The 20,656-nt window shown below is 42.0% G+C and carries 13 protein-coding genes and 1 tRNA gene; 7 read left to right on the forward strand and 7 right to left on the reverse strand.

The features are described from left to right. Positions 1-92 precede the first annotated feature (92 nt). Positions 93-734, forward strand: a complete 642-nt coding sequence (locus U0035_RS13935; protein ID WP_114790377.1) for a YceI family protein — start codon at positions 93-95, stop codon at positions 732-734. A gap of 58 nt (positions 735-792) precedes the next feature. Here the strand turns inward: U0035_RS13935 and U0035_RS13940 are convergent, their stop codons facing one another. From U0035_RS13940 to U0035_RS13965, 6 genes are all read right to left on the reverse strand, one after another. After that, complete coding sequence (locus tag U0035_RS13940; RefSeq protein WP_114790378.1) at positions 793-1,674, reverse strand: NAD kinase; 882 nt, start codon at positions 1,672-1,674, stop codon at positions 793-795. A gap of 5 nt (positions 1,675-1,679) precedes the next feature. Continuing rightward, positions 1,680-3,149 (reverse strand): BamA/TamA family outer membrane protein, encoded by a 1,470-nt coding sequence (locus tag U0035_RS13945; RefSeq protein ID WP_245957686.1) that lies wholly within the window; start codon positions 3,147-3,149, stop codon positions 1,680-1,682. Between the two features lie 65 nt (positions 3,150-3,214). Continuing rightward, the gene (locus tag U0035_RS13950) at positions 3,215-3,874 is read right to left on the reverse strand and encodes a CBS domain-containing protein (protein WP_114790380.1); all 660 of its coding nucleotides are present in this window, start codon (positions 3,872-3,874) and stop codon (positions 3,215-3,217) included. A gap of 30 nt (positions 3,875-3,904) precedes the next feature. Continuing rightward, entirely contained in the window at positions 3,905-4,684 is a 780-nt protein-coding gene (locus tag U0035_RS13955) for an alpha/beta fold hydrolase (RefSeq protein ID WP_114790381.1), read from the reverse strand. 194 nt (positions 4,685-4,878) lie between these two features. Further along, complete coding sequence (gene mutL, locus U0035_RS13960; RefSeq protein WP_114790382.1) at positions 4,879-6,723, reverse strand: DNA mismatch repair endonuclease MutL; 1,845 nt, start codon at positions 6,721-6,723, stop codon at positions 4,879-4,881. Between the two features lie 111 nt (positions 6,724-6,834). Continuing rightward, positions 6,835-7,887, reverse strand: coding sequence for a sensor histidine kinase (locus tag U0035_RS13965; protein WP_114790383.1), 1,053 nt, complete (start codon positions 7,885-7,887; stop codon positions 6,835-6,837). Positions 7,888-8,183: 296 nt separating this feature from the next. Between U0035_RS13965 and U0035_RS13970 the strand changes: the two genes are divergently transcribed. The 4 genes from U0035_RS13970 to U0035_RS13985 all read left to right on the forward strand — a co-directional run bounded on the left by U0035_RS13970 (position 8,184) and on the right by U0035_RS13985 (position 14,690). Beyond that, positions 8,184-11,093 carry a serine hydrolase domain-containing protein gene (locus U0035_RS13970; RefSeq protein ID WP_114790384.1) on the forward strand — a complete coding sequence of 970 codons (2,910 nt, stop codon included), beginning with the start codon at positions 8,184-8,186 and terminating at the stop codon, positions 11,091-11,093. Between the two features lie 21 nt (positions 11,094-11,114). Further along, positions 11,115-12,137: a hypothetical protein gene (locus U0035_RS13975; protein ID WP_162817814.1), complete on the forward strand. Its 1,023-nt coding sequence runs from the start codon at positions 11,115-11,117 to the stop codon at positions 12,135-12,137. Next, positions 12,097-14,505 carry a hypothetical protein gene (locus tag U0035_RS13980; RefSeq protein WP_114790386.1) on the forward strand — a complete coding sequence of 803 codons (2,409 nt, stop codon included), beginning with the start codon at positions 12,097-12,099 and terminating at the stop codon, positions 14,503-14,505. The genes U0035_RS13975 and U0035_RS13980 overlap by 41 nt, the downstream gene beginning before the upstream one ends. Before the next feature lie 111 nt (positions 14,506-14,616). Then, a tRNA-Ile gene (locus tag U0035_RS13985) sits at positions 14,617-14,690 on the forward strand. A 447-nt stretch (positions 14,691-15,137) separates the two neighbouring features. On the opposite strand, the gene U0035_RS13990 is transcribed toward U0035_RS13985, so the two are convergent. Continuing rightward, on the reverse strand, positions 15,138-15,479 hold the full coding sequence (locus U0035_RS13990; RefSeq protein WP_114790387.1) for a hypothetical protein: 342 nt from the start codon (positions 15,477-15,479) through the stop codon (positions 15,138-15,140). A gap of 763 nt (positions 15,480-16,242) precedes the next feature. On the opposite strand from U0035_RS13990, the gene U0035_RS13995 reads away from it, so the two are divergent. Beyond that, entirely contained in the window at positions 16,243-17,550 is a 1,308-nt protein-coding gene (locus U0035_RS13995) for a TlpA family protein disulfide reductase (RefSeq protein WP_114790388.1), read from the forward strand. Between the two features lie 38 nt (positions 17,551-17,588). Continuing rightward, positions 17,589-20,654 (forward strand): SusC/RagA family TonB-linked outer membrane protein, encoded by a 3,066-nt coding sequence (locus tag U0035_RS14000; RefSeq protein ID WP_162817815.1) that lies wholly within the window; start codon positions 17,589-17,591, stop codon positions 20,652-20,654. Positions 20,655-20,656 lie beyond the last annotated feature (2 nt).

A 20,656-nucleotide genomic window follows, 5' to 3' on the forward strand; every position in this document is an offset into this window, starting at 1 on the left:
AAATCAATTTTATAAGACATGAAAAATAAAAAAAGAGCCTTAAGCAGATCTGGTAATTGTACACTATTATTCATCAATATAATTTCTGTTATATGAACAAGATGCGATCAATAGCCGGCCTGGTTTTAATGATTACTCCCTGGGTTTTGGGTTGCAGGGGACCTGTAAAAGAGGAGAATAAACATACTATACTGAACCCTGTATTTACGGGGCAGGAATACACTATAGATACAAGCGAGAGCGTGGTGACATGGAAGGGGTCAATGCTGGGTGGCGCAAATAGCCACACAGGATTTATCTATATATCAAAAGGAGCGCTGATGATCCGGGATGGTCAACTGAATGGAGGACGCGCTGAAGTTGATATGAATACAATCGAAGATGAAAACCATGGACGTAATAACGGATTGGTTGACCACCTGAAGCATCCTGATTTTTTTGATGTTAAGCGGTTCCCTGTTTCTTCAATCGAAATTACCAGGGCAGCGCCTGGAATGGGCAGGGATGTAAAAATTACAGGAAACCTGACTATTAAAGGAGTCACCAATACAGTTACTTTCCCGGCCAGGGTGGAAGTGAAGGACGGTATTGTTAAAGCCAATAGCAAGCTGGTTATTGATCGGACCCGGTGGAATGTGTTGTACAAATCAGGAAAGTTCTATGATCTTTTGGCAGATCAAATCATGGCTGATTCCATCGAATTCCACATTAAGATAGTAGCAAAAGGTAAATAGTGAATCCTCTTTATAATTGGTACAGGATACGCCGTCAGTGATTTCAAAAAATCCCGTTTTAATTATTCCTCCTGTCCAGTCCCCAGATCAATTTGGTTTGAATGGTATGGAGGAAGTTATTTTCGCTTAATCGCAAGAGGTTAATAGAGAATTTTTCCTTGCGTACCGCCAGGGATACGTTTTTGGAAATGATCTCTTTTCGGGAGTCGAGGGCGCAAATGATCTCATCGGAGCGGCTTTCTATTTCAAATGAAATGATGCTGTTATCATTCACTACCAGAGATCTTACATTGAGGTGATGTGGCGCCACCGGCGTAATGGTAAAGTTTTCTGAATCGGGGAAAACAATCGGACCGCCACAGCTTAAGGAGTAGCCGGTTGATCCTGTAGGGGTGGAAACAATCAGCCCGTCGGCCCAGTAAGTATTTAAAAGTTCGCCGTTAATGAAAGTATGGATCTTTAGCATCGAAGCGGTATCCCTTTTATGGATCGCAAATTCGTTGAGACCAAAGGGCATGTCGCCAAATAAAGGCATATCTGCATCTACATGAACCAGCGAGCGTTTTTCGCTGATATACGTTCTTAATGCCAATGCCTTGATAGCAAGGGTTAGATTCTCACGGCCAATACTCGATAAAAATCCCAGCCTGCCAAAGTTGATGCCCATAATGGAAATGGGCTTGTCTTTGATCAGCGTTATAGTATCTAATAAAGTACCATCTCCCCCCAATCCAATTATGAATTCCACATCCTTATCTAATTCCTCGGCGCTGTTAAATACGGGTGTATGATCAGAGAGGTTTAAATGAGGCCTCAGGCTGTTAAAAAGCGGTCCGTAAACCACGTATTTGAGCCGGTAGTTTTTTAACTCCTCAAAAAAGGTTTTTACGTCTGCATAAGATTCTGCATCAATTCCACGGCTGTATACGGCTACCTTCATGTTGCTTAGTATAATGTCTTCTTGTGTAAATATAGACCGTTTTCTCCTAACTGGTTAAAGGAGAACTCCAGCTTCAGCGTAAAATCGTAGTCTGTAAAAATATCAAGGCCAAAACCTCCGCCGTAAAGCATGCGGTTGGGCAGGCTATTGCCCCAACGTTGCGGATTATGTACATAGCCGGTATTGCCGTATACTTTACCATAAATCTTCAGGGGGATCAATGTAGATGTATACTTCTTAAGTATGGGCAGATTGATACTGAAATTGGCTAATTGTTTGGAAAGGGTTGCGTTTAAAATAACGCCTGCAACACCATCGATCACATAATTTTCATACCCCCGTAAGGTCATGTCTCCGTATCCCAGCAACTGCGAATTGATATAGGGTTGCTTAAATGGTAGTTTTACCGAGCCCAGTGCAGAAACGCTGTAAAACATTTTATCATTAATGTGCCAGCTGCCCTGTCCCTTGGCGCTCAGCTGCCAAACATTCATTTTGCTGTTAAAGCCATCTTTGGAGATCATTACCTCACCTGCATAGCCCTGTGTAGGATAGGGAATATAATCCAGGTTCTGGTAAACCATTTTATAGTAGATCCGCGGATATTTAACACTGGACGCGCCATGGTTCATGAAGTTGGGATTCTTGATAATGACTGAATCTGATACCCTTAGCGTATTGTACCCTAAACCAAAATAATGGCGTGTAAAGAAGGCAGGCCTGTAGGAAAACTCAGCGGTTCCTTCGAAAAAGTTTTTAGGATAATCATCACGTTCGTTATGAAATTCCTGCCGGTTATTGAGGGTGATGTGGTTTATTTCATGAGTTTTACCCAGCGCAAGGCTCATGTTGAGACCCCATTTCATGCTTTTGTCAATATAGGGGCGGTTGTAACTTAATAGAAGTTGTTTGGTATAGCCGGTAACAAAGTAAAATCTCAACTTGTCATTATTGCCACTTGCATTATCATACATAAGCTTAACGCCATAATCAACGCGCGAAACACTGGCTCCTCTTTTAAACAACCACTCATTCAGATTGCGGTCTACCGGTTTTAAATGGGGTAATGGCAATAAATACCATCTTTCCTTTACTTTTATTTTAACATCCAGATAAGGCCCCTCCACAGTAACAACCCCGATACTGAAATCTTTGATAAGAAAAAGCGAGAGATTGAGTAGTTGTGTTTTCCCGCGCGAAAAAAGATCTGGTAAATCTTTTATTTTAACAATATCTTCTTCTTTAAAGGGCAATTCCCTTAGCATAATCGCCCTGCGGGTTATTTTATTGCCTTCAATATATATATGCCGTATTATGAATGTGCTTTCTTCCGGCGGAACAGGAATTGAATCGGGCCAGTAATCACCAGGTGCAACAGGCGAGGGAGATTTTTTCGTGGAGTCTACCTTTAAAGTGGCGCTGTCTATCTGTGCGATTGCAGCCAGGCTATTGCCTAGCAGAAGAAGTAGCCACAATACATATTTTTTTAACCAAGGCATGCTTGCATCACAAAGGGTTCGGGTTGTATTTAGGCGGCGTACTAGACATTAAGGTAGCTCATCAGGTTTTCATAGTTGCTCTTAAGCTCATTGGTGTATAATTCTTCACCAAAGTAATGCTTAACATGATACTCATACCGTTGAAAAGTGGCAACAATATCTGAAATTTCCAGCTTGTTTATTTTCAGGGTAATGAGCATCTTACCTGTCTCCGGATCTCTTGAGGTATTCAACTGCGTGATTTGAGCGTCGTTGCTTTCAACCAGCCTGCAAATTTCAGAGAAGGAGTATTGCTGAGGATCTACTTCCAGCACCACCAACGCGCCGGGTTCATTTATTTGCAGAAAATCTGCTATATCCTGCAGCAAATGGCTGGTTTCTATCGTTCCGGTCAGTTTGCCGGTATTGTCTACAACCGGTAAAATACTTAAATGAGATGCTACAGCCAGAGAAACGGCTTTTAGCAAATGGTCGCCTGTATTAACCGACACTTTCAACAGGTAGTGTTGTATTTCTTTTATTGCCAGGCTCTCATCAGTGTTCAACAAAGTTTCTTCTTTAATGATGCCAATGAACTCATCCCCTTCGGTCACAGCCAGTTCCTGCACCTGGTATTGGTACATGAGCCGTAACACAGAATAAACCTTGTCAGATAATTTGATCTGAGGAAGGTTTTCAAAGGGTAAATTGGTAACTAACATTTTGCCTCGTTTATACTAAGACTCCCATTTTCAGGCTTCTGTTGCAATGGAGGAATGTTTTTTTAAGAAATTAAATAAAATTTCGTTGAACTCTTCGGGAACTTCCATCATAGGAGCATGACCACATTTATCAATAAAGTACAATTCACTATTGGGCAGCAGTTTGTGAAATTCTTCTGCTACAAATGGTGGCGTAATATTGTCATTCTTTCCCCAAATCAGCAATGCGGGAATTTTAATTTGCTGTAATTCTTTTTCCAGGTTATTCCGGATAGCGCTTTTTGCCAGGGCTATAATCTTGATGACTTTCAAACGGTTGTTGGTGATCGAAAATACTTCTTCTACCAATTCGTCGGTTGCCATAGCCGGATCATAAAAAGTATATTCCGTTTTTTTACGGATATACTCCCTGTCGCCGCGTTTAGGATAACTATCGCCCATAGCGCTTTCAAAAAGCCCTGAGCTACCGGTTAAGGTAACTGTTTTAACGCGGTCACTTTCATTTTTCAACAGATATACCAATCCAACATGGCCACCCAGTGAGTTACCTAAAAGGTGAATATGATTATAATCTCTTGCTTCAATAAAACGATGTACATATTTGGCCAGGCCGCTTACGCTGGTATGTAAGATGTCCATATCCAGTAAAGGCAACATGGGGACCACCACTTTATTATATTGTTTAAAGTGGTCGATCAGCGGTTTAAAGTTACTCAGCGCTCCAAACAGGCCATGCAACAACACGAGCGGTTCTCCTTCGCCCTCTTCTATGTAGCTGAATTTATCGTGTTGCTTTATCTCGTACTGCATTATTAATTCTTATGTTATCGCCGCTAATATATTGATTTTACCAAATCGATATCATTATTAGCAGTTATATTTTAATATAATTAGGAAAACCTGCAATTAAAACCTGTTTTTGAATTAAATAGAATACAAAATCAGCGATTGCATTGAATATTTCCCGGCTAATAAATATAGAGCATTCAGAAGATATTTACAAATCACTTTCCAAACATCCGCTCAATCTGCTCTTGTTTAAACTCCAGGTAGGTTGGATTGCCATCCGGTGCAATGTTAAAAGGTGTGCATTCAAACAGGTCTGTTAGCAGCTGCCTCATTTCTCTTTCCGTCAACCGCGTACCGGTTTTGATGGCTCTTTGCCTGGCCAGTGATCGAACCAGTTTTTCGCGGTTAGATATCTTAATTTCTGTATTAAAGTGTTTGTATTGCTCAATAGTGAAGTCTACAATCTGCTTTTCATTACCTGTTTCCAGGTCGGCAGGCGTACCCTGTATCACAAATGTATTATTTCCGAAGGGCTCAATCAAAAAGCCCAGGATCTTAAAATAGGGCAACAGTTCGTTTAATATAACTGCGTCGGAAGGCGACATTTCCAATGTAGGCGGAAACATACTGCTTTGAGTAGCAATCGGACTCCCTTCTACAGCTCCCGACATTTGCTGGTAGAGTACTCTTTCGTGGGCCGCCTGCTGGTTGATCAGCAAAAAGCTGTTTTCTGTGGGATACAGGATATAGGTGTTTAGCACCTGTGCCAGGTCGGTATGTTCATCTACTATAAAGCCAGATTTGCTTTTCGGTGATGAAAATATCTGTGGCGTCGTTTTTTCATACTCGAATAAAGCTTCCTCTTTTTTTACCGGTTCGTAAAACTCTTTCCAATGTTTGAGTTCTGAAGAAGAGGGGCGCTCTATAAAATGTGCCTGGTGCTGTTGGGTAAATCCTTTATAAATGGGAGAAGCAGCAGCTGTTTCCTGCTGGTCCGACGTGAAGGGTTTGGATACTGAAGACAGGTTCTGGATCGATGCGTCCAGGTTGAAATCCAGTGTAGGCGTAATGCTGAACTGCGCCAGGGCGTGTTTTACTGCTGCCTGTACAAAGGCATAAACGATCTTTTCGTCCTCAAACTTTATTTCCTGCTTGGTAGGGTGCACATTCACATCCACCTGTTCAGGGTCTATTTCGATAAACAGCACATACATCGGGAAACTATCCGAAGGGATCATTTCCTGGTAGGCATTCATTACCGCATGATTGAGGTAAGCGCTTTTGATGAACCGGTTATTTACAAAAAAGTACTGATCACCCCGCGTTTTTTTGGCAGTTTCGGGTTTACCGGTGAAACCATAAATATTCAGGTAGTCGGTGTCATCCTTTACGGTTACCATTTTGGCGTTGTAATGGTTACCTAAAAGCTGTACAACCCTTTGCTTCAAAGTGCCTATTTCAAGATGAAACAGCTGTTGCCCGTTAGAGGTGAGTGTAAATAAAATATGCGGGAAAGACATGGCAACCCGCGTAAATTCATCCACTATATGGCGCATTTCTGCAGCATTGCTTTTTAAAAAATTGCGCCGGGCGGGAATATTGAAAAACAGGTTTTTCATGGCAATGCTGGTGCCATTGGGCACTGCTACCGGTTCCTGTCGCATCACGGTACTGTTCTCGATTTCCAGCAAAGTACCGGCATCATCTTCTGCCCGCTTCGATTTTAGCTCTACCTGGGCCACCGCAGCAATGGAGGCCAGGGCCTCACCTCTGAACCCCATGGTTTTAATATGGAACAGGTCTTCAATACTTTTTATTTTGGAGGTTGCGTGGCGCTCAAAACACATACGGGCATCCGTTTCGCTCATGCCGCTGCCATTATCCACCACCTGCAGAAGCGTTTTCCCGGCATCAACAATAATCAATTTGATTTCGGTAGCACCCGCATCCACCGCGTTTTCTAACAGCTCTTTTACCGCACTGGCAGGGCGCTGAATCACCTCGCCGGCAGCGATCTGGTTAGCAATATTGTCGGGTAATAAAACTATTTTATCAGGCACGCTTCACAAAATTTTTAAGCGTGTAAAGGTACAATAATCGATGGTTAATGGCCTCCTAAATCTGCAATGGTTAAAGAGCGGTGGTTCATGGACGATATAAAACCTGCATCGTTACATTTTTATTTCCTGAATCACTAATTCAGCTGCATAATGGTTCCCGGCATCATTAAATGACAGCCGGTAGTTATTGCCATATTCATTTTGTAAGCGTGAAATGGTATTTTCAAGGCCAATTCCATGGCCTCTCTCTTTGGGTCCTGATGTTTTTTTGTTTTTTACGTAGAATTTTAAACATTGTTCCGCACGGTTAAGTTCTAAGGCTATTTTTACCGGATGTTCGGGCTCATGCAACTCGCCATGTTTGAAGGCATTTTCAACTAAAGTGATCAAAACCAGAGGTACCACTTTGATAGTTCCCACTTTATCGTCTGCGGGAGCCACATACTCAATGGATAATTTATTTTCGAACCGCATCTGGTTGAGTTCAATATACGCCTGGATAAAGCGCATCTCATCTCTAAGCAAAACCAGTTTGTCGCTGCTTTCTGTTAAAGCAAAGCGCATAATATCTGAAAGCTTCAATATGCCCGCAGCAAGTTCCCTGCTTTTGCCCAAAGCAGCGCTGGCATAAAAAAAGTTAAGTGTATTGAGCAGGAAATGTGGGTTGATCTGCGCTCTTAAAAAGGCTGTTTCTGCTGCGTGTATTTTGTTTTCGGCCAGCTTAGCCTCTTCCCGTTTTTGAACCAGGTCTTCAAAAAAGTAAAACATCAGGCCAAACAGAAAAAAGTATAGATAGTTGGCAGCGAAAGAGGCAACCAACATTTTCACTGTAAGGTTGATTTGTGACATTTCCGGCGTACCGGATGCCAGTTCCGTGAAATAGAGCCAATGGGCTCCAAAGCTTAAAGCCATACCCGACAACAACAATACAATGCGAAGCCAGTAATTTACCCTATCTCCTTGTTTCGACAATTTTAACGCCACATAAACGCTGTAAAACGGGCAGATGTTCACCAGAAGATTTCTCAATACAAATAAGCCGGGAGTAAAATATTCCTTGACGCTAAAATTCAATACTGCTGAAAATGCCAGCCAAAATACCCAAAAAGCAATATGTACTTTTCTAAAATCTTTTGTGCTTTCTACTTTTAATACAGATCTCATAGCGGGCTTTGATTAGGCTGCAAAGTAGTAATATTAAAAAAAATAAAAGAAGTTTAATATAATAGCCGGGAGCAATGATCATCTGGCATGCATTTTCGAAATAAGCCGTTTTATTTCTCTTAACATTTATTATTATCTTTTGTCAGGAGGAACGCTCATAAAATTTTTCATTCATCCTTTGTGTAACCCGCCTGCCGGACGCCCGCCCGTTCCGGTACGGACGGGGGCAGGTTTATGAATAAAAAAATTTCGTGTACGTTTGTAAGAACCGTATTTATTCTGAAAATAACTCATCAATGAAAAATCGAAGGTTAATCGTTGCCGCTATAGCTATAATGTCGTCTTTGTCAGCAAAAGCGCAATCTACCCCGGCTCAGCAGTGGGTGGATCAAACTTATAAAACGCTGAGTGATGATGAAAAGATTGCACAGCTGGTGATTATACGAGCCTATTCTAATAAGGGCATAGAAGCCAATGTGGTAAATGATATCAAAAGATTTAATGTTGGGTCTATTTGCTTTTTCCAGGGCGGGCCTGTAAGACAGGCTCAGCTGACCAATTATTACCAGGGAATTGCTAAAACGCCTATATTAATTACGATTGATGGTGAATATGGTTTGGGTATGCGCCTGGATAGCGTTACCAAATACCCATATGCCATGACATTGGGAGCGGTTACTGATGCCTCTCTGGTTTACCAGACAGGTAAAGCTATTGGCGCACAGCACAAGCGCCTGGGTGTTCATGTAGACTATGCACCGGTGGTAGATATTAATAATAACCCCAATAACCCCGTAATCGGGTTCCGTTCTTTCGGGGAAGATAAATACCGTGTAGCCCGAAATGGCATCGCTTTTATGAAAGGAATGCAGGACGCAGGCATTATGGCCACTGCCAAACATTTTCCGGGTCATGGTGATGTGGATGTAGACTCTCACCTCGATCTGCCGGTAATTAATAAAACCCGGGCACAGCTCGAAGAGCTTGAGTTATATCCTTTCCGCGAGATGATCAAAGCTGGTGTGCAGAGCGTTATGGTGGGTCATCTTTCGGTGCCTTCTATTGATAACGGGAAAAACAGGGCTACTTCTATTTCCAAAAATGCAGTGAATGGCTTATTGAGAAAAGAGCTGGGTTTTGGCGGACTTACGTTTACCGATGCCCTGGAAATGAAGGGCGTAGCGAAGTACTTTCCTGGTGGTACCATTGCTGCGGAGGCATTGATAGCCGGCAATGATATGCTTTGTTTACCCGAAAGTGTTGAGGGAACAATTAAGGCCGTAAAGGATGCCATCAAACAAAAAAGACTGACCTGGCAGGACCTGGAACAAAAAGTAAAAAAAGTATTGCTGGCCAAATATAACCTCGGTGTAACCAATGAGCCGGTAGCACTGGGTAATTTGCTGAACGACCTTAATGCTGAAACAGATGCCATCAGGAAAAAAGTGGCAGAAAAAGCGATAACATTGCTGAGCCTGGCTAACCCTAATACTTTTAGGAATGAATTTTTTAGCTGGCCTTTAAAAAAGAATCGTAAGGTCGCTTATGTTGCTTTTGGTAATGGAAGCAGAAAAGCATTGGGTGATCGTTTAAAAGCAGATTATAATGCAGATGTGTTTTATATCAATTACGCGGATGCTGTTGGTAAGGGCGGAACTGTGGTTAAAAAAATAGTAGAAGGGAAGTACGACGATGTGGTGATCGGATTTCATGATATTGCTACCCGTAAGGGCAAGACTAATTACGGGATATCGCAAAGCGCCATACAAAACTGGTATGCACTCAATAAAACCAATGCCATAACGCTGGTGTTTGGTAACCCACTGGCTGCTGCAAGCTTTTGCACTGCAAAATCGCTGGCTGTGTGTTATGAAGATGATGTTGTTTTTCAAAATACAGCGGCTGACTGGCTGCGTGGCGATTTTGTAGCGGCTGGTACTTTGCCGGTAGGTGTTTGTACTTTTAAACAAGGCGATGGCAAGCTGGTATCACCCGGCGATCTTACCTACCTGGAGCCCATCAGTGATGAGCGCTTTGCTGCCGTAGACTCGATTGCTATTGATGGTATTAAAAAAAAAGCCTACCCCGGTTGTGTTATTCTGGCCGCTAAAGACGGAAAAATTGTTTACCACAAAGCCTTTGGCAGCTTCGACTATGATAGCCTGGACGCAACCCGGCTGAACAGTATTTTCGACCTGGCTTCTGTTACCAAAACTTCGGCGGTTACGGTTTCCATCATGAAGATGGCAGAACAAGGAAAGATCGATCTAAAAAAAAAATTAAGTGATTACCTGCCGTTTACCAAAAAGACCACAAAAGCTAATCTTACGTTAGAAAATATATTGTTGCACCAGGCCGGGATGGTGCCGTTTATTGGCTTTTACAGAGAAACGATCGATGCGGATGGAAACCCCCGTCCTGAATTATACAAATCATCGCCTGAGGAGGGCTTCACTACCCAGGTTGCCCGGAATCTTTACCTGAGAAACGACTGGAAGGATACCATCTGGAAAAGAATACTTGAAAGCCCGGTTGTACCCCAGGGCAGAAAGTATGAGTACAGCGATAATGATTTCTGGTTTTTGGGTAAGATCGTGGAAACCGTATCCGGGAAGCCCCTGGAGCAATATGTACAGGACAGTTTTTATATCCCTCTTTACATGAAAACCACCGGTTACCGGCCTTTGGAGCGTTTTCCATTATACGAGATTGTTCCGTCAGAAAAAGAAACCGGTTTTCGCAACCAGCTGATACAGGGTACCGTGCACGATGAGGGCGCGGCTTTGGGCGGTGGCGTAGCCGGGCATGCCGGTTTATTTTCTACTGCCTACGACCTGGGAAAATTATACCAGATGTTAATGAATGGCGGAGAATTGAACGGGCACCGTTATTTTAAATGGGAAACGGTACAGGAATTTACTGCATACAAAAGTTCGATCAGTCGCAGGGCTTATGGTTTTGATAAACCCGAAAAGAGTCCGCGAGGAAGTGCACAAACCTATCCCAGTAGTTTAGCATCTTCCCAAACCTTTGGGCACACCGGTTTTACGGGTACCTGCGTATGGGTAGATCCTAAATACAATATCGTTTATGTGTTCCTGTCAAATCGCGTTACGCCTACACGCAACAATCCACGCCTGGGCTCCTACAATGTTCGTGGCAGTATCCAGGACGCCATTTACAGAGGGTTGGGGGTAGCCAATTAAGGTGTAGCGTATATTCGCCCCATGAAGTGGTGTTTGTTTTTAATAGTATTTGCGTTATTGCTGTCCTGCAAACAAAACAGCCGTCAGATAGAACCGGCCGTTTATTACTGGAAAAGCCAGTTTAATCCCGGGAGCTTTGAAAAGAGTAAGTTAGACAGTCTTCAGATACAAACACTCTATATCAAATTTTTCGATATAGCCTGGAACGGGGCTACCAGCCAGGCGCTTCCGGTAGCTAAACTATATGCCAGGGATACGGCTTATCTGCGCAGCAAAAAAATTATTCCCACCGTTTTTATAACTAATGAAGTATTTTATAAACTGGATAGTGCTGGTGTAAAAACACTGGCAAAAAACACCGGCACATTGATACAAAAGTATATTGCATTGTACCGGTTAAACAAAGTGCCAGAAGTTCAAATGGATTGTGACTGGACGGCTTCAACCCGCCATAAATATTTCTATTTTTTAAAGGAAATCAAAGCTCAGTTAAAGGCTCCTGTTTTATCTGCCACCATCAGGCTGCACCAGGTAAAATATACGACTTCATCGGGTGTGCCTCCGGTGGACCGGGGGCTGCTGATGTGCTATAATATGGGTAACCTGCAAAAGGAACAAACGGCTAATTCTATCATTGATCCCGAAGAGTTTGGTAAATATCAATCCTCTATACAAAGCTACCCGCTATCGTTGGATGTGGGTTTACCACTTTTCGACTGGTATGTATTGTTTCGCGATCATCATTACGCGGGATTATTGTCTGCTGTACCGGCAGAAGTGCTCCAAACCTTTCGAAAAGAAGGAGCGCAGGTGTATAAACTGCTTCGGGACACGCTGGTTAGCGACCGGGCTTTAAAAGCCGGGGATATTTTGCGATATGAAAACAGCGACGTTGAATCCCTCAACAAAATGGTAATGCAGCTAAACAAAAAGCTCACAACAAAAAATCTGCGCGTAGCTTTGTATCATTGCGATTCAACAATTTTAAGTAAATACAATTTACATGACCTGGAAAACTTTTACAGCGGTTTGCGGCGTTATTAGCGCAGGGCTCGTGTCCTTCCCTCAAAACATTATTGGCTGTGGGGGAGGCATTGACCCTTATGATTATTATCTCAGTTTTTTTAATCAATATGCGGCCTCTCAAATACAGTATAAGCCCTTCTTTTATACCAATGAGCAGTTTTTGTTTGATTACGAAGAACCGGTAAGCGCTGCTGAAGTATTGGCAAAAGAATGGGTAGACTTTACGGGCAAGGCGGTTTCGGAGAAAGATGCTGATGCCTTTGTAATGAAATTCCCGGCAAAGGACATTAATACCCTGTATTATCATATAGAAAAAAAGACGCCCGCCACCTTACCCGATTCTATTAGCCGGAATGGCATGTCTCAATATTTCCTGAAAAACAAAAACCTGGAGGCGTTAGGCTATATCCTCTACGCTAAAAAAGTAGAGCCGCATGTAACAGAGATCAGCCAATGGGAGCCGGAGAAGCGTGATAGCCTGGTGATGGACCGGTTGCTGAAGAATGGTTTGCAATTGTATGCGGCCGCAAAATCAGACCTGTTTAAACTAAAATATGCCTACCAGGTAGTAAGGCTGGCGCATTATAATAACCGGGGCAACGATGCCATTAAGTATTATGATGAAATGGTAAGTGGTAATACTACGCCCAGTGTATTGCAGTCCATGAGCCTGGCGCTCAAGGCGGGTGCGTTGTTTCGCACCGGAAAGAACAAGGAGGCAGCCTATCTTTTTTCTAAAGCATTTCATCAGAGCCAGGCCAAAAAAATCTCTAATTATTATGGGTTCGATTGGTCGGTAGTTAAAACGGATAACCCCAAAAGCTATTTGGCTCTTTGTAAGAACAATGATGAAAAGGCGGATATGCTTTCGCTATTTGCATTAAAGAACCCGGATAACGGGTTGGCTTTTTTGAAGCAGATATATCAGTTAAAGCCCTCTTCAGATTTAATACCCACACTGGTGGTAAGGGAAATCAACAAGTATGAAGAACGTTATTTAACACCGCTTATTGGTAAAGAATATAACACCGGTATATTGGGTATCAGCTATTATTATCAATACAGCGGCAAAGAAACCGACAGCCTGTTAAGAAAGGAAAAGCCCGAACTTAATGCTTTTATTGAATTTGTTAGCAATTTGAGCAAGGAATCCAAAGTAAAAGACCCTGCATTGATGCAGTTGTCAGCAGCGTATGGAGCTTATATTTTGAGGGATTATAATAAGGCCGACAGCTTTCTCGCTCCTTTAAAGACAGCGAAGTTGAACGATCGTTTGCGGGATCAATTAATGTTGACCAACCTGTTGGTACAAATAAGCGCCCGGGAAAAGATTGACGCAGCTTTTGAAGAAAAGATTTTACCCTCCTTAAAATGGTTATATAGCAAGGCGGTTAAAAACGAAAAGGAAAAAGGAGAGGAAAATGTTTACTATTACGGCAATGGCGAGCAGAGCCAGTGGTATAAATTTTACAGGAACGTTTTAGTGGATATTTTGTCCAAGCGTTATAAAGCGCAGGGCCAGTTAGATAAAGCGGTATTGGCTATCGGGTCACCGGAGTCTTTAATGCCTGATTATTATGATCAGTCGACCGAATTTTTAAGAGACCAGTTAAACGGCAGGCAGGCCGAAGGATTATATCATTTCTTAGCGGCGAAAAAATTCACTCCTTTCGAGCAGTTTTTAGTAACGAATAACCGGCTGAAAATAAAAATAGTGGCCGATTTTGCGGGCACTGCTTACCTGCGGGATTATAATTATGATAAAGCCATTGAATGGTTGCAAAAAGTGCCGGGCCAGAATAAAGTTATCGAGAAAGATCCTTTTAAAGAGCTGCTGTATGACCAGGAAGAACGGTTGCCCGGCGATAATGTAACCACCAATAAACTGGCATATGCTAAAGAAATGAAGCGTTTGCAAGGGCTGGCAAAAACAGATGCAAAGAATGCGGCCCAACACCTGTATAAACTGGCCTTGGGTTATTATAATGTAACTTACTACGGCTATGCCTGGAACCTGGTGGAATACTGGCGCAGCGGGGCAGATGGGTATTATATACCCAAAAATGCTACAGCTTTTCAAAAGGATTATTATACGGCTTCAACCGCGGAATCTTATTTTAGAAAGGCTATGGACGCCAGCAGTAATGCCGAATTTAAAGCCAAATGCCTGTTTATGATGGCTAAATGCAGCCAAAAGCAGTTACAAAAACCGCAATACGGCGACTTCGGCAGCTATGATGAGTACAGTCGTAAAACCGACATGTATTTGCTAAAGTTTGCTGAAAACAAATACTATGCGCAGTTAAAGGCTCAGTATGGTAATACACAGTTTTATGAAGATGCATTAACGAGGTGTTCTTACCTGGCGGATTTTGCCGGGAAATAATGAGTGGAGAAATTCAGGATTTCTGGCAATAGTTTTGTTTTTTTTCTATACTTTTGCTCTCCCTTAAAAACAATAGTTCTTTTTTCAAATATTTTGTCGTTTTACGACGCCGGTCCTATAGCTCAGTCGGTTAGAGCATCTGACTCATAATCAGAGGGTCCCTGGTTCGAGCCCAGGTGGGACCACGTTTTTAAACTCCTGTATATTTACAGGAGTTTTTTTATGCTAAAACACCTCACCATGCCGGCATACTATATTTTGTATTATCTCTTTGTCTATCATAAAAGTACCTCCATGTTAAATTATGGCGCCTGATATTTTAAAATCTGAGATGTCCTTTTCATTGCCAAGCAATTATATAAGTCTGAAATTTTCTACGATGATGGAAGGTATGCGTCAATGAAAGGCTTGCTATAAATGTAATGCTATTACATTGTTTAATATACTGGGGTAGCCATTTTTTCATCTCCCTTACAATCTCAATTTTCATCGTGTTTTATCCTCCTCTCGTCAAAAAATAGACTGTTCAATACCCAGAAGGTTCTTAACCTATCCTCGTGTATATTTATAATAAATGTAATGAAGGTGAAATTTTGAAATAAAATTTAGTTCTGGTGCTTTGGACTCTTCGATTAATTTGTTCCTTTTGTCTTTCTTAAATTTTTATGATTTCTATTTACCCGGGCGGTCAATTTATCAAAAACAAAAGAATCCTTTTGGATGATATTAATAATTAGGTTGGGATCAATATCAATGATATATGAAAGTCTGAGAATTTCAGAGACAGAGAATGTTTCCGGGCGGGATAGCTTAAGCGCATAGCGACTTTTATTTATTCCGAGTATATCAGCAATCCTTGATGGCTGAATCTCCTTAATATCATATAATTTCTCTACTGCCCCGGCCTCAAACATTCGTTTCAATGTTTTAAATACTGCTACATCGCTTTCAAATTTTTCTTTCCAGTCAGACATCTCGTAACCTTTATTCTGAAATTCAAGAATTAATGTATAATTGGTCTCAAAAAGTTACGTTTCGTATAAAATAATTACTAATTGTATCTATATAGTTGTATATTTGTACCGCAGAGCTAGCTGCCCCATAGCACCGGGGACGTGTAAAAGGAAAATAAGGCAAACAAGTCTCTCGTTCTGTATCGCCAAATATGATCACGAGTTGATAAATAAGTGTTATACCCATTCTTGACAGCATTATATGTCTTTGGATATATTTGCTTTGGGATGGGCTTCGCTTAAGTATTTTGTGATCACCTGACTTTAAAAAGTTAGGCCAGTTCCTGGCGGTACCGAGCAAAAGCTGTGGAGCTCATCCCATTTTCTTGTCAGGCACATTGAGTACACCGCTTTACTGAGGCTTACATTTTTAAAATGTAAGTTCGATTGTATAAACATCATTCGATATGGTCCTCATCATGTAGTGCGCTGGCAAATGCGCCGGGACAGTCTTACGTACAAGAAAGCCATAGAAATAAATTCGATTATTTACAAGGTTGTCCCCGTGCTTTAAGCAACTTCCGGTACGCCTGCAAGCCCAAACAGCCTGTTTAGCAACGGCGGCCGTGGTTTAAAACGGCAGCGGTTTTTCTCATGGTTGCTGCCGTCCCGGCTGCCGGGGCGCTAAAAAGAAATATCTTACCGTGCCATCATTGTATCGCTCCCCTATTGCATCCGGGTTAATATTCATGAGGGTTATTTAGTAACTCTTAAGTACAATGCAATGCAAAAAACAACGCTGCTATGCGTAATGGCTGTGCTATGTATATGCGTGAAAGCTCAGCAGCCAACTATAAAACCCTTAACTATCGGAGATGCCGTACCTAATATTACCTTTAATAAGGTAATAAACTATCCTAAAACTACAGCCAGGCTTTCAGATTTTAAAGGTAAGCTGGTGATACTGGATTTTTGGGCAACTACTTGCCCTAGCTGTATTGCAGGGTTTAAAAAGGTAAATCAATTACAACGCCAATATTCTGACAAAGTAGCCTTTATATTCCCCAACCCCTTCAATGCCGGTGATAGTTTGAAAAAAATAAAGGAGGTAATTGATAAAAAGGTGTGGCAAAATATCCTTGACAAAGACAAAATCCCTGTGGTGGCGGAAGATAAGATAGTAAGCCGCTTATTTCCCTATAGCAGTTTGCCACATGTTGTATGGATTAAAGATCAAAAAGTGCTGGCTATAACGTCTGCCGATGAACTTACCGCTGAAAATGTTGCCAAAGTTTTGAAAAATCCTTCGGCTGCATACGCACTTACGCCCAAAGAAGACAAAGTATCGTTTGATCCATCTAAAACTCTGTTTTCGGAAAACTACATACCTGCAACCGACCAGCCCGTGTTGCGCTCGACCGTTATGGGTAGGGTATATGGTTTAAATTCCTCCGCTAGTATAGAATACGGCAAGGATAAAAAACAAATTCTCGGGATTGCGCTGATCAACAATAATCCACTGGATGCTCTTGGCCGGGCTTATCCTGAGATAAAAAAAATGGTTCCTGCTCAAATAATAATAGACAAATCCGCACCAGGTCTGATCAAACGATCGTATGCTGATACTTCAGATAAAATCAATAATGAAGTCATTAGCTATGAGTTGATCCTGGCACCAACAGAGGCTGGAGCTGTTTTGAAGATGATGCAGCATGACCTTTGCCGATACTTTAATATAAAGGTTCTATTTGAAAAAAGAAAAGTGACTTCTTATATATTGACGCGCCGCAATGCAAATGATCTTTCTACATCTGAAGGCGTAAAACCTGATGACAATCTTTACGATGATGATGATAAACCTAAATACCTACATAATAAACCGCTGATCGGCCTTATAAGAAAATTAAACGCCACGCTAAGTGCCATAGTTATCGATGAAACTGGCATTTCCAGAACACCAGTTACCATTACAGGCATGCCCAACGATCTAAGAGATGTTGGCGAACTGGCAAAGGTGCTGAGCAAACAGGGTTTTGATTTGAGGCTTGAAGAAAAGGAGATGATTTGTGCCGTTATCAAAGGCAACCAATAATGGCTTAACTATTTACAACTTACAACATGCTTAAATTTTTGAAAAAAAATAGGCGGCTCATCCGTTACTGTATATCTGCAATGTTTTTGCTCATCAGTAAATGGAACTGGGGACAGCAACCAACCGAAATGATTATTAAAGGGCAGGTGACAAACGAACAGCATATACCCCTTGCTGGGGTGTCGGTCGTTACACCAAATGGAACCGGCGGCATTACCAATGCTAAAGGAGCATTTGAGCTGTATCATTCTTTTGAAGACTCCCTAATGCTCACACTTACTGCGATCGGTTACGAAAAAACGATCGTGTATATTAAAAGGCAGGAAACCCATATCAGAGTTATACTGCCGCTGGCAGCCAAGGGCCTCGACCAGGTTATTGTAACAGGGTATGGTAAATCTAGTCAACGCCTGTCGACGGGCTCCATCACTAAAATTTCAAGTGATGTTATAAGCCTGCAACCTGTAGCCAATCCGCTGGCAGCACTGCAAGGCAGAGTACCCGGCTTAATCATTAATGCCTCCAGTGGCCTTCCCGGAGCGTCTATGTCTGTACAAATCAGGGGGCAAAATACAATAACGCCTAATCCCAATGTTACTGGCATGCCTATGGATAATCCATACTTCATTATAGACGGAGTTCCCTTTGCATCTCAAAACAGCAATATCAATCAAATAAATTCTATGGTGTCCCCTGGCAACTCAAATACCTGGGGTAATGCCACTGGGGGCTTAAGTCCCTTCTCTATGATCAATCCTTCGGATATCGAAAGTATTGAAGTGCTCCGGGATGCGGATGCTACCTCCATTTATGGTTCCAGGGGAGCCAATGGTGTAATACTCATTACCACCAAAAAAGGAATCTCAGGAAAAACCAACGTGCAATTAAATATACAAAGAGGTTACAGTAGTATTACACGGATGATGCCCATGCTAAATACATCTCAATATCTTCAATTGCGGAGGGAAGCGATTCTCAATGATGGCTACACCCTCACCAATGTAGTCGGCCGCAATGGCTATGCACCGGAGATCCTTATCTTTGACACAACAAAATATACGAACTGGACACAATATTTTTTCGGAGGTACGGCGAAATCGACCAACGCTAACTTAAGTATTTCTGGCGGATCGATCAATACCAACTTTTCTGTAAATGTGGGCTATAGAAAGGATGGCAATGTGTTTCCAGGCGATTTTAGTGCTGAGCGAGGATCTGCGGCTGTAAACCTGCATCACAACTCCAATAATAGAAGATTTTTTGTAGATTTTTCCTCTTTACAATCTATCGCGTCCAATAATACACCAGGTACACCCAGTTTACTACAAGCATTTACATTACCACCTAACTATCCTGACTTATTGGATCCTGAGGGCAACCTGGTATGGCAGTATAAAGGAGTGAATCTAACCAACCCGTTGTCGTACCTGGAAAGAATATATCAATCCAAAAATTTCAGTATAAACGGGCAATTGCAACTCGGATATGAAATCGCCAGAGGATTACATATTAAAAGTTCCATGGGTTACAGCAGGATGCAAGGTAGTGAACGTTCGCTTACGCCGCGTGCATCTTATGCGCCTAACTCTACTACATTGGGCGCTGCCTCATTTACCAATAACCTTTCTGAGTCAGTTATATGGGAGCCACAATTGGATTATAACCGCTTAATAGGTAAGGGGCGTCTCAATGTTTTGCTTGGGGGCTCCTATCAGGATGCTCGCAATACCGGCGCTCTATTGTCTGGCAGCAACTATGCCAACGATAATTTGTTAGGTACTATAGCCGGGGCAGGTAATATTACTGCTACTGACAAGTTTAACCAATATAAGTATGCAGCCATTTTTAGTCGCCTTAACTACCAATACGCGGGAAAATATATTGTCAACCTTACGGCCAGGCGTGATGGGTCCAGCAAATTCGGTCCGGGTAAAAGGTTTGGCAACTTCGGCGCCATAGGTGCTAGCTGGATTTTTACGGAAGAATCGGTTTTGAAAAACAATAAAATCTTAAGTTTTGAAAAATTGAGGGGCAGTTTAGGTACCACTGGAAGCGACAATATCGATAGTTATCTTTATCTCAGCTTATGGTCACCAACGGTGCCTTACCTTGGAACAATTGGATACATCCCGCAGAATCTATTTAATGAGACGCTGCATTGGTCTGTGAATAAAAAAGCTGAAGCCTCTATTGAGCTCGGATTTGTTCAGAACTCATTGATGTTGAATGCCACCTGGTACAAAAACAGAAGCGGTAATCAGTTGGTTACTTACGTATTGCCCGCTATAACTGGTTTCAGAGGTATAACATCAAATTTTCCGGCCTTGGTAGAGAATAATGGTTGGGAGCTAATGCTTACTTATACAACGCCTAAAACAAGCCGCGTTGTCTGGAACTCTTCTGTCAATTTCACTATTCCCAAAAATAAGCTTGTAGCGTTCCCTGACCTTCACAGCTCGTCCTATAATAATGTTTACTTTATTGGAGAGCCGGTCAGTTCAATAATGGCCTATCAAAGTCTGGGAGTAGATCCCGCTACAGGGCTGTATACCTTTACGACTGCCGACGGGCCTAGCAGCACTCCGGCTTTTAGCCAAAGATCGATGTATAACCAACTGGATCCTTACTTCTATGGTGGTTGGAGCAATACGGTCAGCTATAAGGGCATACAGCTGGATATCTTCCTGGAATTTAAAAAGCAAAATGGGTTTAATTACCTAAGATATATTACTGCCCCCGGGTCAGTCAATATTAATCTACCGGCCGTGTATATGAACCGATGGCACCAGGAGGGCGAGCAAGCAGAGATTCAAAAGTTAAGTAGTGCAGTACGTAGTCCTGCAGTAACCGCTCTAAATAATTTCAAGAACAGTAATGGCATATATAGCGATGCTTCTTTCATACGAGGCAGAAACCTTTCACTTTCCTACACCATTAACAACAAGATTCTAAAACAGCTTTCACTCACTCATGCAAAGCTATTCCTATTAACACAGAACTTATTTACCAATACCAGCTATAAGGGTAATGACCCCGAAACCCGCAGTTTGTATTCTATTCCACCGATGAAAAATATCACCTTCGGATTTCAAGTAGCTTTATAATA

It is taken from the genome of Niabella yanshanensis (assembly GCF_034424215.1).
Lineage (GTDB): Bacteria > Bacteroidota > Bacteroidia > Chitinophagales > Chitinophagaceae > Niabella > Niabella yanshanensis.